Source organism: Vibrio tritonius (genome assembly GCF_001547935.1).
GTDB classification, from domain to species: Bacteria; Pseudomonadota; Gammaproteobacteria; order Enterobacterales; family Vibrionaceae; genus Vibrio; species Vibrio tritonius.
Genome location: NZ_AP014636.1, coordinates 1,046,421 through 1,059,139, shown reverse-complemented (window position 1 = coordinate 1,059,139; position 12,719 = coordinate 1,046,421). Strand labels below are relative to the sequence as shown.

General features: G+C 42.4%; 15 protein-coding genes and 1 pseudogene. 11 read left to right on the top strand and 5 right to left on the bottom strand.

The genetic code is table 11. From position 1 onward, the window contains the following. Positions 1-80 precede the first annotated feature (80 nt). The 4 genes and pseudogenes from JCM16456_RS23880 to JCM16456_RS20060 all read left to right on the top strand — a co-directional run. Positions 81-230, top strand: a pseudogene (locus JCM16456_RS23880) (GNAT family N-acetyltransferase); the annotation flags it as partial. Between the two features lie 156 nt (positions 231-386). Next, positions 387-602, top strand: coding sequence for a DUF4177 domain-containing protein (locus JCM16456_RS20065; protein WP_068717829.1), 216 nt, complete (start codon positions 387-389; stop codon positions 600-602). A gap of 1 nt (position 603) precedes the next feature. Further along, positions 604-825: a membrane protein insertion efficiency factor YidD gene (gene yidD / locus JCM16456_RS23450; RefSeq protein ID WP_082712395.1), complete on the top strand. Its 222-nt coding sequence runs from the start codon at positions 604-606 to the stop codon at positions 823-825. Next, on the top strand, positions 822-1,229 hold the full coding sequence (locus JCM16456_RS20060; protein ID WP_225251685.1) for a TM2 domain-containing protein: 408 nt from the start codon (positions 822-824) through the stop codon (positions 1,227-1,229). The genes yidD and JCM16456_RS20060 overlap by 4 nt, the downstream gene beginning before the upstream one ends. Positions 1,230-1,491: 262 nt before the next feature. On the opposite strand, the gene JCM16456_RS23875 is transcribed toward JCM16456_RS20060, so the two are convergent. After that, positions 1,492-1,659 carry a hypothetical protein gene (locus JCM16456_RS23875; RefSeq protein ID WP_156430422.1) on the bottom strand — a complete coding sequence of 56 codons (168 nt, stop codon included), beginning with the start codon at positions 1,657-1,659 and terminating at the stop codon, positions 1,492-1,494. Positions 1,660-1,744: 85 nt separating this feature from the next. On the opposite strand from JCM16456_RS23875, the gene JCM16456_RS20055 reads away from it, so the two are divergent. The 3 genes from JCM16456_RS20055 to JCM16456_RS20045 all read left to right on the top strand — a co-directional run bounded on the left by JCM16456_RS20055 (position 1,745) and on the right by JCM16456_RS20045 (position 3,592). Beyond that, a complete protein-coding gene (locus tag JCM16456_RS20055) occupies positions 1,745-2,383 on the top strand; it encodes an HAD family hydrolase (RefSeq protein WP_068717825.1) in 639 nt (212 codons plus the stop codon). 169 nt (positions 2,384-2,552) lie between these two features. After that, entirely contained in the window at positions 2,553-2,960 is a 408-nt protein-coding gene (locus tag JCM16456_RS20050; RefSeq protein WP_068717823.1) for a MazG nucleotide pyrophosphohydrolase domain-containing protein, read from the top strand. A gap of 26 nt (positions 2,961-2,986) precedes the next feature. Continuing rightward, positions 2,987-3,592 carry a DJ-1/PfpI family protein gene (locus JCM16456_RS20045; protein ID WP_068717821.1) on the top strand — a complete coding sequence of 202 codons (606 nt, stop codon included), beginning with the start codon at positions 2,987-2,989 and terminating at the stop codon, positions 3,590-3,592. 57 nt (positions 3,593-3,649) lie between these two features. Here JCM16456_RS20045 and glpD read toward each other — a convergent pair whose 3' ends face one another. From glpD to JCM16456_RS20025, 4 genes are all read right to left on the bottom strand, one after another. Then, positions 3,650-5,200 (bottom strand): glycerol-3-phosphate dehydrogenase, encoded by a 1,551-nt coding sequence (gene glpD / locus JCM16456_RS20040; RefSeq protein WP_068717819.1) that lies wholly within the window; start codon positions 5,198-5,200, stop codon positions 3,650-3,652. Positions 5,201-5,460: 260 nt separating this feature from the next. Then, positions 5,461-5,898, bottom strand: coding sequence for a DUF3069 domain-containing protein (locus JCM16456_RS20035; protein ID WP_068717817.1), 438 nt, complete (start codon positions 5,896-5,898; stop codon positions 5,461-5,463). Positions 5,899-6,280: 382 nt separating this feature from the next. Further along, complete coding sequence (locus JCM16456_RS20030) at positions 6,281-6,463, bottom strand: hypothetical protein (RefSeq protein ID WP_068717815.1); 183 nt, start codon at positions 6,461-6,463, stop codon at positions 6,281-6,283. Positions 6,464-6,855: 392 nt separating this feature from the next. Beyond that, positions 6,856-8,853 (bottom strand): methyl-accepting chemotaxis protein, encoded by a 1,998-nt coding sequence (locus JCM16456_RS20025; RefSeq protein WP_068717813.1) that lies wholly within the window; start codon positions 8,851-8,853, stop codon positions 6,856-6,858. A 305-nt stretch (positions 8,854-9,158) separates the two neighbouring features. On the opposite strand from JCM16456_RS20025, the gene JCM16456_RS20020 reads away from it, so the two are divergent. From JCM16456_RS20020 to JCM16456_RS20005, 4 genes are all read left to right on the top strand, one after another. Next, positions 9,159-9,551 (top strand): NUDIX hydrolase, encoded by a 393-nt coding sequence (locus JCM16456_RS20020; RefSeq protein ID WP_068717811.1) that lies wholly within the window; start codon positions 9,159-9,161, stop codon positions 9,549-9,551. Between the two features lie 20 nt (positions 9,552-9,571). Continuing rightward, positions 9,572-9,970: a phosphate-starvation-inducible protein PsiE gene (locus JCM16456_RS20015; RefSeq protein ID WP_068717809.1), complete on the top strand. Its 399-nt coding sequence runs from the start codon at positions 9,572-9,574 to the stop codon at positions 9,968-9,970. Between the two features lie 96 nt (positions 9,971-10,066). After that, positions 10,067-10,612 (top strand): ribosomal protein S5-alanine N-acetyltransferase, encoded by a 546-nt coding sequence (gene rimJ / locus JCM16456_RS20010; protein ID WP_156430606.1) that lies wholly within the window; start codon positions 10,067-10,069, stop codon positions 10,610-10,612. 109 nt (positions 10,613-10,721) lie between these two features. Continuing rightward, positions 10,722-12,572: a sensor domain-containing diguanylate cyclase gene (locus JCM16456_RS20005; RefSeq protein ID WP_068717805.1), complete on the top strand. Its 1,851-nt coding sequence runs from the start codon at positions 10,722-10,724 to the stop codon at positions 12,570-12,572. Positions 12,573-12,719: the final 147 nt, after the last annotated feature.

Here is a 12,719-nt window from a genome sequence, read left to right as displayed (position 1 = left end):
GTGATTAACTACCGTGTAATGGAGATACAAGACTACGAAGATGTCATCACACTTTGGCGTGCAACCGAACACATGTCGCTGCGCTGGCTGAAATCGGTATCATGAAAACACATCTATTTGTGTTAAATGACAACCATGCAGCACAAAATTTTTACGCTAAACTTGATTGGTATCCGCGAAATGAAGTGACAATGATGACGTTTAATCACTCAGATAATCTCAATGTGTAGAATCTGATGCAAAAATTGGAATAAAGATAACAGACTAATAATTGAACATAAATCAGCCAGCCAGTAACATCAGAACGTTGAATAAATACATCGAACATTCAATGTGATAACATAATTCATAACAACGTTAGTTAATATCAATAGGCTGGTTTAAACATGGCAACATTTAAAGAATATAAAGTTGTAACAATTGTAGAAGGTGGTTGCGGTACTATTTTACTTGGTGCGAGTGGTCTACCTGTTCAGCGTTTGGAAGCGGAACTTAACCGCTATGCTCAAGATGGTTGGGAAGTCGTCTTTCAGGTGATTGAGAAAAAGCGTTTTATGCTTTTTTGGCAACGAGAAGCAATCATTCTGACGTTAGGTCGATAATGTGAAATGGTTTTCACTGTCGCTTATCCGCTACTATCAGAAAACAGGCGGTTCAAAGCGATGGTTTAACACGGAGTGTAACTTTGAACCCAGTTGTTCAGAGTATACGCGTCAATGCATCGTAAAATACGGCGCGATCAAAGGTTGGCGTTTAGGGTTGTCTCGAATACGTCGCTGTACCCATCCTGATCTCGTCGAAAAAATCTACGATGAGGTGCCATGATGAATATTTTTGAATCCACTATACAACTAGAAAATAAAGAAAATTCATTACGTTATCAGGTTCAAGCACTAGATGAGGCTCGCCGGAGATATTTCTTCGATGAGCAGTCTCAGCGTGTGAAAGACCCCGATACCTATGCTGCGCTTAATTGGTTTTTCCTTGGAGGAATTCACCATTTCTATTTACGTCAATATGGTTTATTCGCCGGTGAGGTGTGTTGTTTGTTATTGGCGATCATCACTCTTGCCCTTGGGATTACCTCTGGATGGTTCTTAGTCGGCGTATTATTGCTCGTTGAACTACCTCAGCTCTTTTATGCGCAGAAGATTGTACGGCAATACAACTACAATATATCGACAAAAATACTTTGCGAGGCGCGTGAAAAAGCGCTGGTGAAAAATTAACTTACTGTTATAAGAGCTACTTCGGTAGCTCTTTTTATTTTGTCATCGTACATTTCACCATGTAAAACTGTGGCAGAATCACCGCACATAACAGTTGCTAGACTATTGGCAGTTAGCGCTGTTTGTTAGGTGCGTATCATAGTGAGTATCCGCCTGATTATCAGAATTGAAGCATAATTGTGTATATACCCAAGTAACCTCAAGATGCGGTTTCAGCGAGAATGTATTCGCTCATAGGCAAGGCACCGATTTGAATACCTAGTTATTCTACGTAGAAAATCGGTAACGCAGCATAGGAGCGAATACAACTCGCCCCTTGGGAGCTCATCAACAAGCCCATTTCTGCGCCCAATGACGTTGAAAGGGAGTGACCATTCCTTCCGTCATTGAGCTTGACCTGTGCTCGTTGATGAAGCTCTGAAGTCTGCATCTTGAGGTCATTTGGGTATATGACTTTACACTGGTGGTCAATTTAGATTAAGTTGCCACATTTGTACGATATAAAGGAAATTCAAGTGAAGGAATATCAAGCCTATCTATTTGATATGGATGGAACTCTAGTCAATTCAGAGCCTCTTAAAGGTCAAGCTTTAGCGCTTGCGTGCAAAGAATATGATGCAGATGTTGACTATCACATCTATCAACAGGTTATGGGCGAAGATTGGGCGACCGTCACGCAACACTTTTTTGACCACGCCAATATCACGCCTGAGTTCAGTGAATTTAATGCGCATTTTCGTCGCCATTATGAGCGATTACTTGAAGATGAGCTTTCTTTGAATATTGGCGCTCGCGACTATATAGAGCGGTTGAATCAACGTGGTTTAGCCTGCGCCGTAGTAAGCTCTGCAGCAAACTGGATGGTGGATAAGATTTTACAGCAGCTTAATTTAACTGCGCAGTTTCAGGTGATTATTGGGCGAGAAGATGTTATCAAACATAAACCGCATCCTCAGGCGTATTTACTGGCGTTAGAGCGTTTAGGGGTGAAAGCGGATCAAGCGGTTATTTTTGAAGATTCAGAGGCGGGCTTAAAAGCGGGTCTTGCTGCAAACTGTGACGTGGTGGCTATTGCGCACAAATTCAATCAGCGTCACTGCTTTGAAAATGCAACAGCGCATGTCTCTGATTTTCGGTTATTACTGGAAAAGTAAGGTGGACTCTGGGGGAGAAAACCCGACGTGGGTGAGCTGTTGTCGAAGAAACAATAAGCATCTCTGGTAATATCTAAACTGATTTATATCATACTACTGTGATCTAACTCCCATTCATCGTTTGGGAGTGGTAGAATAGTGTATCAAATTTACTTGATATTATGAGCTTATGAACGAGTTTGACACCTTATTGAAGATCGCTGCACGTAAATCGGCCATCGATGCTGACAGTGATTGGTACCAAGGTCCAGAAACCTACCTAACTGGAATTGAAAACGAGCTAGCAGAGGTTCGCTCAGAGTTAAACAAACATCGCCGCGTATATCTTGAAGATGAGTTAGCTGATGTTCTGTGGGACTATGTCAACGTATTGCAAGCTCTGGCTAAAGAGCAAGGGATTGATCCCCAACGCGTATTGCACCGTGCATGTCAAAAGTATCAAGAGCGTGTAACCGCTATTGAGCAAGGTCAGCCTTGGGATGAAGTGAAACATCGACAGTCTGTTGAGCTTGCTAAAGCACATTGTGAAGATGTGTTAACGCCGCAAAATAATGCTTTAACTGCGCAAAACAAATAATCCTACCATGCGACAAGGAGAGTCCTATGAATATCGGTATTTATGTCTATGAGAATTCAGAAGTGTTGGATTTTTCCGGTCCTTTTGAAGTATTTTCAACGGCAAAACGATTAGGGGCTGATCATTGGAATGTATTTACGGTAGGCCAAACCCACGAACCTATTTCCGCTCGGGGTGGTTTTAAGCATGTTCCAATGTATTCATTTACTGATCACCCTCCCATTGACCTCTTGGTGGTTGTGGGCGGTATTCATCATGACGAGATGGATAAGGCTCCCGTTATTGATTGGATTAAGTCGGTAGCAGAGCAGCAAGCTACCTGGGTTACATCCGTATGTACTGGTGCATTTTTGCTGGCTCGAGCAGGTTTATTGGCTGGTAAAAAAGTCACTACCCATTGGGAAGACATTCCCGCTTTACAGGAAACCTTTGAGGAACTGACTGTTGTGCCCAATGTACGTTGGGTTCATGATGGCTATGTGGTGACATCGGCTGGAATATCCGCTGGGATTGATATGAGTTTGTGGCTTGTTAGCGAGTTGACGACACGAACTTTAGCCGAAGAGACGGCGATCCAGATGGATTACGCTTGGGAAAATGCACCGCAAGATGATCAGTTTATTACTGAGTAGTGGGGTGATGGATTCACCCCACGAGTCTGTTATTGAAAAACGATTTACTACCGTTAATTAATCCACTAGCTCAGGTTCTTGGACTGTTTGCTGTGCGATCTTTTGTTCGATGTAAGCTTGAATACGAGCCTTATCACCGTCACTCATGCCAATACCCAATTTACTGCGACGCCAAATCACATCGTCAAGTTGGTAGATGTACTCATATTCCAATAAATAGTCCAGTTCTTTGGCGTAGAATTCAGGCGCCAACTCTTCTCCTAAGTCACCCACATTATCAACGTCACGCAGCATCACAGTGACAACTCGAGATCCGTAGCTCGTTAACCAGCGTTTGATCAGAGATGTGCTTAATGTTGGTAGGTGACGTTGTAACTCCGCCTGCCAATGGGTTAAATCGTAACTCTCTGCGCCGGGCAGTAACGATGTATCTGTGTTTCCTTCAGGTAACCCTGGGAAAAATGGTTGTAAATGGTGTAGTGCCGATTCAGCCAATTTACGATACGTTGTTAATTTACCGCCAAACACGGACACCACAGGCGCTTTACTTGGGGTGCCATCTAAAGTCAGAGTGTAGTCGCGGGTAATCGCTTGCGGTGAATCTGACTCATCATCACACAGTGGGCGTACGCCACTGTATTCAAACACAATATCATCAGTTGAAATCTTGTGTTCAAAATGCTGATTCACAACTTTGATCAGATACTCACGTTCTTTATCTGAAATGGCAACTGCGCGAGGATCGCCATGGTACTCTACATCGGTGGTGCCAATGAGAGAGTATTTGTCCATATAAGGAATGACAAACACAATACGTTTATCTTCATTTTGTAAGATGTATGCTTGCTCTTCGCCGTGAATTTTTGGTACGACGATATGAGAGCCCTGAATCAACCGGATACCATAAGGTGAGTTTAGCTCGATATTTTCGGTAAGAAAGTGTTTTACCCAAGGACCGGTTGCGTTCACTAATGCTTTACTTTTGCGGGTAAAGCGCGTTTGAGTCCGTTCATCAAAGAGAGTGACGACCCAGTGATTATCGTTGCGCTGTGCTTTTTCAACGAGGCAGTAGTTGCGTACTTCGGCGCCAGCTTCTTCTGCTTGCATGGCATTGAGGATCACCATACGCGCATCGTCAACCCAACAATCTGAATACTCAAAACCCACCTTTAAATCTTCAGTAGTGGTGTGTCCCGCGTTTAATCGTACTTTATGGCTTTTATCTAAAGAGGTACGTTTCCCTCCAAGGTGGTCGTAAAGGAATAACCCGGTACGAATCATCCAGGCGGGGCGTAAATAAGGTTGATGGGGAAGACGAAAACGCATTGGTTTCACAATATGAGGTGCTTTTTTCAGTAGCACTTCACGTTCAGCCAGCGCTTCGCCAACCAAACGAAATTCGTAATGTTCTAAATAGCGCAAGCCGCCATGAATCAGTTTTGAGCTCGCAGAGGAGGTTGCCCCTGCGAAATCACGCGCTTCATAGAGTCCTACTTGCATGCCGCGGCTGGCAGCATCGGCAGCAATTCCTGCGCCGTTGATCCCACCACCAACCACTATCAAATCCAGAAGTGTGTCATCCGTTGTTGAGCGTAGTGTATGTTTCATTTGTAGGCCTTTTATGTTCGTTATTGGTCTTTAATGTTCGTACGAAACTATTAAACGCGTTTTTTGGTGATATATCCACCGTTTTTTTTGTTTTTGTAACAAAAAAGTTATCAAGTGAACAAAATAAGTTTGCCAGTAGGAGATGACAAAGATGTGATAAGTGAAGGAGAACGGCCCCAGGCATGGTTGCTGAGAATACAAAAAAACCTGCCAATTGGCAGGTTGGTTTAATCTCGGTGGTTAGCTAAAGCGTTAGTTGCTTACTTTGAAAACACTTCACGAAAGTCACGTTTTAAAATCGGGTCGCGACGTGCTTTTTTCAGTTGTTTCAGCATATCTTTTACGCAGTTGAACAGCACATCATCAAGCATTTGAGCGCGGTAGTTTTCTTTGTCTTCTTCGCTCATGTCTTTTGGTAGATCGAGTGTTGGGAACTCTTCCATCACACTGATACCAGCAAATGCTTGGCTTACAGAAATAAGAGCATGGAACTGTTCAAAATTGTCGAGAATATTTTGCGCACTGCCTGGTAGAGAATCCCAAGATTCACGCACGGCCTCTTCAGATACTTCGTGAATAGATTGGATCATGAAGTGCATTTCTTGTGGTACTTCTTCAAACTCGATAACTTGACGTAGTTCTGCAGACAGAGAGTCTAGGTCAACGACTGGAGTTTCATTTTGGTTGGTATCAGACATGGAAGCCATCCTGTAGAGAAAGTCGAAAATCAAATGCGCATCCTAGAAAGATTGCTCGATAAGTCAATAAACATTGAGTAACTTTGGTCCAGTTGCGTTTTTTTCAGCATTTATGCAGATTTTAGCTTAAATTGCTTCGCTCGTGCTTTGAGCTGATTCGATAAAGTGGCAAATGAACAGTGAGTTGTCTTTGTCTGAGCGCAAACCCAAGCTTTTGTTGTGTTCACAGAATGGGGCAGGGGTAACTAGATAGCATCATAATAAGGGCCGATAAGCTTGTGAGTACACGCTCTATTATGACCTTTTGCCAGGGGTGAAAAACGCAATGAAAATGGTTGGGGAGTTCTCCCCACCATAAAACACTCTGTATGAGCGAAGGGCATTAATGGCTAAATTGAACTTCACCAAGTTCATTTTTCAATAAATGTGCTTGGTTATTTTTGATCAGTTGAGCGGCTTGCGCTGGCGTAACAGCTTGGCTTTGGCCCTTTGAACGTACGGTTGGCGTTTCCCAAGCGTTGTCACGGTATAGGCCAGATTCATCGTATTCAATTATAACTTTCATTGTAAACCTCGATTATTGTTTGTTATTGATAACTTGTTATACCCAAGTAACCTCTAGATGCTGTATTCGCTCTTATGCTGCGTTACTGATAATTACCTTAGCGCTGAGTAAAAAAGAAAAATAGCCAGTAAAAATGCAAATTAAGTTTAATGAATGCTGTTCGATTAGGAGGCAAGGTTACTATTTTGGGGCGAGGGTTGATAAATAACACTTATATATCAATTAATTAAATTGATTTTATTGCGTTCCAGATTGGTGCGGGTTAGTGTGATCTTATTCCAGTTAATGCATCTTGACGTAAAGTGGTTAATTTTCTGACATTATTCTGATTATTGTGTGATTTTGAAATAAAGGCGATGTAAATCATCGCCTTAAAATGAAAGCTAAACGGTTTAAGCTGCTCTGTTTTGGTTAGCTGCGTCATCACCTTTAACTAATTTGAACTGGCGAACTCGTGCCATGAGCCCTGAGGAGAGCTGCGATAAGTGATTGCTGGTTTTGGCAAGTTCGGTGATGTTTTGTGTTGTTTCAACCACTATCTCATTAGCACTGTCCATGTTGCGACTGATGTCTGTGGTCGTAACGCTTTGCTCTTCAACGGCTACGACTACTTGGTTATTTATGTCCTGAAGCTCTTCAATCGTGACGTGCATACTACGCACAGTGCCAGAAATGGACTCTGCACGTCCTGAAGCTTGGATAGTTTTATCGCGACAATGATTTATGGATTCAGTCGCTTTTTGTACCCCTTCTTGTAATTGCTCTATCAGTTTCTCAATATCTTCTGTTGAACTTTGGGTACGATGGGCCAATGTACGAACTTCATCTGCGACCACCGCAAAGCCGCGTCCTTGTTCCCCTGCACGAGCGGATTCAATAGCCGCATTAAGTGCTAACATGTTGGTTTGTTCAGCAATGGCACGAATGGTGACAATGATATTGCCGATATTATCCGATTGTGACACTAATTGGGAAATTACCTGCGTGCTCTGTTCGATATCGCTGGTTATGTCTGCGATGTCGTCGAGCACTAACTGCACAGAATTAATCGTTTTTGTGGTGATTTTGCTTGCATTTACCGTGAACTGATTAGAGTCTTGCGCGCTGTTGGCGATTTCCTCCGAAGACAATGCCACCTGATGTAATGCGGATGCAACTTGGTCCATTTCGCTACGCAGTTCTTGTGATGATTTGTCTACAGTACTAGCAACATTAGATAAGTTATGAGACATGTGATTAACGCTACCAGAAGCGGTAGTCACCTCGCTTAACACATCATTTAGCGAATCAAACGAGATATTAAGGTGCTGCAGTAAAACACTAAACTCATCCTTTTGTGAGGCTTTTACAGGAGTGCGGTAAGTCAGGTCGCCTTGAGCTAACAGCCGAATTACATGGGAAAGCTTGTGCATTCCTTGAGCAATTAAGCGACTAATAAAAAAGGTGCATAGAGCGGCGACGATGAATGCGAAAATGGTGGCCACTTCAATAATGGTTTGAAAGAGGATTTTTTCATCTGCCATTACGCTGGCTTCTTGGCGTTGCTGCGCGAGTAGATTTTGTTTAATCGTGACTAAGTCCTTGGATGTATGGCTTCCAACTGACAAGAGTTGCTGCTTGTGATTCTCCAATTCGTGTTTGTAATCCACTAATAGATGGTAACTGTTGCTAAATAGGGATTTATGCTTCAAATAACGAGTAAAGGTGTTACGTTCGTTACTGCTGGTAAGAAGTTGGGTAACGGTGGCTTCAAGCGGCGCTATGTGTTGCTCAAGTAATTTATCATAAATAGCAGCATCTGAGTGCGTTGTGCTTAAACTGTTTAATGCGTTGATTTCGAGTTCTAAAATACCTTCAACCAATTTGGCCAAGTTGTACTCCAGTTCAGTGTTGTGCGTTTCTCTAGCCTGCTCAAGCAAAAGATTTAGCGCATTTTTGGTCGCTTTAAATTCGGGTAAAAATTGACTATCCACTAAGGCTTCGTATTGATGCGATTGCCTTACTACCTGATCAAATGTTGAGAAATACTCGTTCATGTCTTGTTGGATGGTTGCAGCTTGCTTTTCGAGCTGCGGGTTTAGTGCAAGCTCCTCATGCTTGTTTAACTGATTGAAAATGGAGTATAGGTTCTCTTTTTTAGTTGAAAGTTCGGCGAGAAACGAATCATCGTGAGTGTAAAAGTAGTCGGTAGCTGCTAACCGAGTTTTCAAAAACAGTGCTTGAATTTCGCTCACTTCGCTGAACATTTTTGATTCAGCTAATATGTGTTTAAAAGCGACAGATGAATGATTCAATGCGACAAGAGCGCAGGCAGAAGCGATACTAAAACAGAGAACGCAAGTAACAAAACCTAACGTCACTTTAGTTTTGATTGAGTGTAATTGGATCATCGAGCCTCCTGGTCCGTTTACAAAATCTTATAAAGTCCTCAATCCAATGACGTAAGAATTATTAAAATTATTTTTAGCAAGTTTAGTCTTGTTTTAGCTGGCGTCCAATTTTTGTACTGTTCGAGTTAACATTACATTATGAAAGTACTCAATAACAGTTACGACATTTAAGAGACATTTCCCAAAGAGAGACGTCGCAATACTTCTAACTGCAAGGTTTACATGGAATTGACAAAATAGCTTTGCCTAACTTTAGTAATCGCATTATGTTATTGATTCATATAACTCATGAAAGGAATCCAATCATGGCTGAGCATCAATGTGTCTCATTTATGCTAATTAAAAACGGCAAAATTCTGCTTGAGCGACGTTCCATGAGTAAAGAACATGATCCTGGTTTGGTGACTATTCCAGGTGGACATATGGAAGTGGGTGAAAATCAGCAGGATACTTTGTTGCGCGAGATGGAAGAAGAACTTGCCGTTGTGCCAACTAAATATCGGTATTTGTGTACTCATTTACATAAAACAACTGAATGGCAAAAAATCCATTACTATGTCATTGATGCATGGCAAGGTACGATAGAAGCTCATGAGGCCGAGGAAGTTTTTTGGCATGACCTTTGTGAGCATCATGCTGATATTGAATCTGATCGTATGGCCTTAGATTCATTTTTAGCGCAAAATGTATTGGCATAAAATAGTTTTGGAGAACATAGTTGAATAAAATCAGAAAGTTAGGTTATCAATACCTAACTGTTATTGAAGATCTAGGGTTACTTCTCATCGCGGCGTTAACCATTGTTGCGATGGGGGTAGAAGTGGGTGCGATTTATCGTGCTATGACCGTCAGCCTAGGCGATTTGTTACTGCTATTCATTTATCTTGAAGTTCTCGCTATGGTCGGGTTGTATCTTAAATCGGGGCGTTTACCCGTTAGGATGCCGCTTTATATCGTCATTGTTGCCTTGGCACGTTACCTAACGTTAGACATGAAAAATCTCGACACCATGAATATGTTGGGGATTGCTGGCGCCATCTTTATTATCGCTTTGTCGATTTTAGTGATTCGTTTTGGTCATAAGAAATTTCCTTATGGGGAAACGGATACGCATTAAACAAAACCTTTTGGGGTTTGCATTTTATTAGATTGGATAAATAAACGGCCTTTGGGCCGTTTTTTTATCCAAGTTTTATTGATATAGGAAGAGATCATGTTGCTTACCACGGCAAGGACTCGGATTGAAATACTCAATCCTGAGGAGAGTCATTTATTACTCAATTTCTATCAACAAAACCGTGAACATCTTGCGCCATGGGAACCGATTCGTGCGTCGGAATACTACACAAAAGAGTATTGGCACAATGCGGTTGCTGGCAACCAAACCCATTTTGAGCAAAGTATTGGGTTTCATTTTGTTGCTTTGACTGCAGAGCGTGATCAAGTGATTGGTGTCGCCAATTTTACCAATGTGGCGCGCGGAGCTTTTCAAGCCTGTTTTCTTGGTTATTGCATTTCCAAACCGTTTGAAGGGCAAGGTTATATGACGGAGATACTTGAAGCGACGATTGATTATTTGTTCACTGAACAAAAATTGCACCGCATCATGGCTAACTATATTCCAGACAATAAGGGCAGTGAACGTGTTCTCGAGAAGCTGGGTTTTGAACGAGAAGGATACGCCAAGCGATATTTAAAAATTGCTGGTCAATGGCAAGATCACATATTGATGTCGAAGATCAACCCGTTAGTGGAGTAAAAACCTCTATTTTACGCATATTCTCCTATAGTTATATTCAGTAAGTTCCTTTATCGGCCTACGCACTCATTAAGGTGTGAACTCGGTAAAGATAACCGTGGGAAGGGGTATGGTAACAAGGCTCAAAGCAGAATCGATTGAAGAACATGACTTGCAGCAAGAGTCGTTGCAAGTTTTGCTGCGTATGACGGTAGGACAACTCCCTGAACTTGATGAGTTGGTAACCTTAGTTGCGGATATCTTTCAAGCTGACATTGCATTAGCTGCTCTCTTTGATGGTGGAAAGCAGCAATTTATCTCTGCGGTTGGCACATCACTTTCAAGCATTGAGGTGGATGAAGGTTCATTCCATCAAATGATCATAGAGCGTAACGAGCTATTTGTGGTGCAAGATAGCCATGTGTGTCCCGAGTTTTCCGATAATCCCTACTTAAATAGCCAATGTGAATTACGCTTTTGCGCTGGCTTACCTCTCTTTCTACAAGATGACATTCCTATCGGTGTATTAAGTTTATTTTCTACACAGCCACAGCAATTTAGCGAGCGTGATAGATTGCGTTTACAACGCATTGCTCGAGCGGTAGAAGGATTACTTCGATCGCAATTAAACGCAATTAAGGCAGATATCGCGAGTCAGATCGCACAAAACGCACAGAACATGGCTCTGCGCAAGGGCCAACTGCTTGAAGAAGTTGCTAAAGTTTCTGGAGTAGGGGGGTGGGAATTGGATGTGGAGTCCGATGAGCTTTATTGGACAGAAAAAACCCGTGAGATTCATCAAGTATCGGACGATTATGTGCCAACGTTAGAAGAGGCGATAAATTTTTACGCACCCACGGCCAGGCCGCTGATAGAAAAAGCTGTTCAGGATGGTCTTAACTCTACCGGGATTTGGGACTTTGAGCTTCCTTTGATTACCGCAAAAGGTAAGTCCATCTGGGTAAAAGCAACAGGACAGGCTGTATTTGAAAATGGGAAGTTGAAGAGGCTCATCGGCGGTTGTCAAGACATTACATCGCGCCGTGAGCAAGAACTGCGTTTACGTGAGAGTGAATCCACGGCACGGGAAAAATCAGATGAGTTGTATACCATTATTGCTAATATGCGCCAAGGCGTGGCGGTTTTTGATGAACATACGCATTTAAAATATTCCAACTCCCAATATCGAGATATTCTCAATCGTAATGAGAAGCAAATGGTCTATGGTACGCCTTTTTTGCAGCTTTTAAGTGAATTGGTTGTTCGTAGTGACTTCGAATTAAGCCCAGAGTGTATCTTTCGCGAAATGCAATCTCACTTCGCACGTGGCGATTCGATGGCAATTAAATACTCTTTAGTACATGGTCGGATAGTCGCCGTACTATATACCCCTCTTCCTGATGGTGGTTGGGTGACGACGGTGGAAGACATCACTGAGCGCGAGAAAGCTGCAGAGAAAATCGCGTTTGCTGCTCGGCACGATCCGCTTACCGGGTTGGCAAACCGTATGTTATTCAATCAGGTGTTAGAAGAGGCATTAGCGCGTGAACTTGAGGTATCAGCAACCAGTGGTTCGCATGGAAGTTGCGTATTATTGATGCTGGACCTGGATCGTTTTAAACCGGTCAACGATACTCATGGGCATATCATTGGAGATGAAGTGCTAAAAGAGGTCGCAAAGCGCCTTACCGCCGTGGTTAAACGTAGCGATTTGGTGGCACGGTTCGGTGGCGATGAATTTGCGATATTGCTGTTGGATTACGACAATACGGAAGATATCGCTATTAATATTGCGGAATCTGTTATTGCGGCGCTATCCGATCCATTTTTAATTAGAGATCTATGTATTGCTATTGGTGTTAGTATTGGTATCGCAAAGGTTCAAGCATCCGATAAGAGTTTAAGTGATGTAATTCAAAGGGCTGATGACGCTCTGTATCATGTCAAACATCACGGGCGTGATGGCTACCACCTTTCTTAATCGTATCCCCGTGAATTCAACTGCGAAGTAACCTGTAGAATGAGGCTGGTATAAACCCGTCTGTCATCTGCGTATAGTGGGGATAACATCTAATAAAATATATTGGTACTGTATATTATCTAATTGTTAAAATATTAATAGGAGCTT

Excerpts from the sequence above, each read along its gene's own strand:
- JCM16456_RS20030 (WP_068717815.1), bottom strand. The coding sequence starts at position 6,463 with ATGAAAGTTATAATTGAATACGATGAATCTGGCCTATACCGTGACAAC.
- JCM16456_RS20005 (WP_068717805.1), top strand. The coding sequence starts at position 10,722 with ATGGTAACAAGGCTCAAAGCAGAATCGATTGAAGAACATGACTTGCAG.
- JCM16456_RS20050 (WP_068717823.1), top strand. The coding sequence starts at position 2,553 with ATGAACGAGTTTGACACCTTATTGAAGATCGCTGCACGTAAATCGGCC.
- rimJ (WP_156430606.1), top strand. The coding sequence starts at position 10,067 with ATGTTGCTTACCACGGCAAGGACTCGGATTGAAATACTCAATCCTGAG.
- JCM16456_RS23875 (WP_156430422.1), bottom strand. The coding sequence starts at position 1,659 with ATGCAGACTTCAGAGCTTCATCAACGAGCACAGGTCAAGCTCAATGAC.
- JCM16456_RS20035 (WP_068717817.1), bottom strand. The coding sequence starts at position 5,898 with ATGTCTGATACCAACCAAAATGAAACTCCAGTCGTTGACCTAGACTCT.
- JCM16456_RS20025 (WP_068717813.1), bottom strand. The coding sequence starts at position 8,853 with ATGATCCAATTACACTCAATCAAAACTAAAGTGACGTTAGGTTTTGTT.
- glpD (WP_068717819.1), bottom strand. The coding sequence starts at position 5,200 with ATGAAACATACACTACGCTCAACAACGGATGACACACTTCTGGATTTG.
- JCM16456_RS20045 (WP_068717821.1), top strand. The coding sequence starts at position 2,987 with ATGAATATCGGTATTTATGTCTATGAGAATTCAGAAGTGTTGGATTTT.
- JCM16456_RS20065 (WP_068717829.1), top strand. The coding sequence starts at position 387 with ATGGCAACATTTAAAGAATATAAAGTTGTAACAATTGTAGAAGGTGGT.
- JCM16456_RS20020 (WP_068717811.1), top strand. The coding sequence starts at position 9,159 with ATGGCTGAGCATCAATGTGTCTCATTTATGCTAATTAAAAACGGCAAA.
- JCM16456_RS20060 (WP_225251685.1), top strand. The coding sequence starts at position 822 with ATGATGAATATTTTTGAATCCACTATACAACTAGAAAATAAAGAAAAT.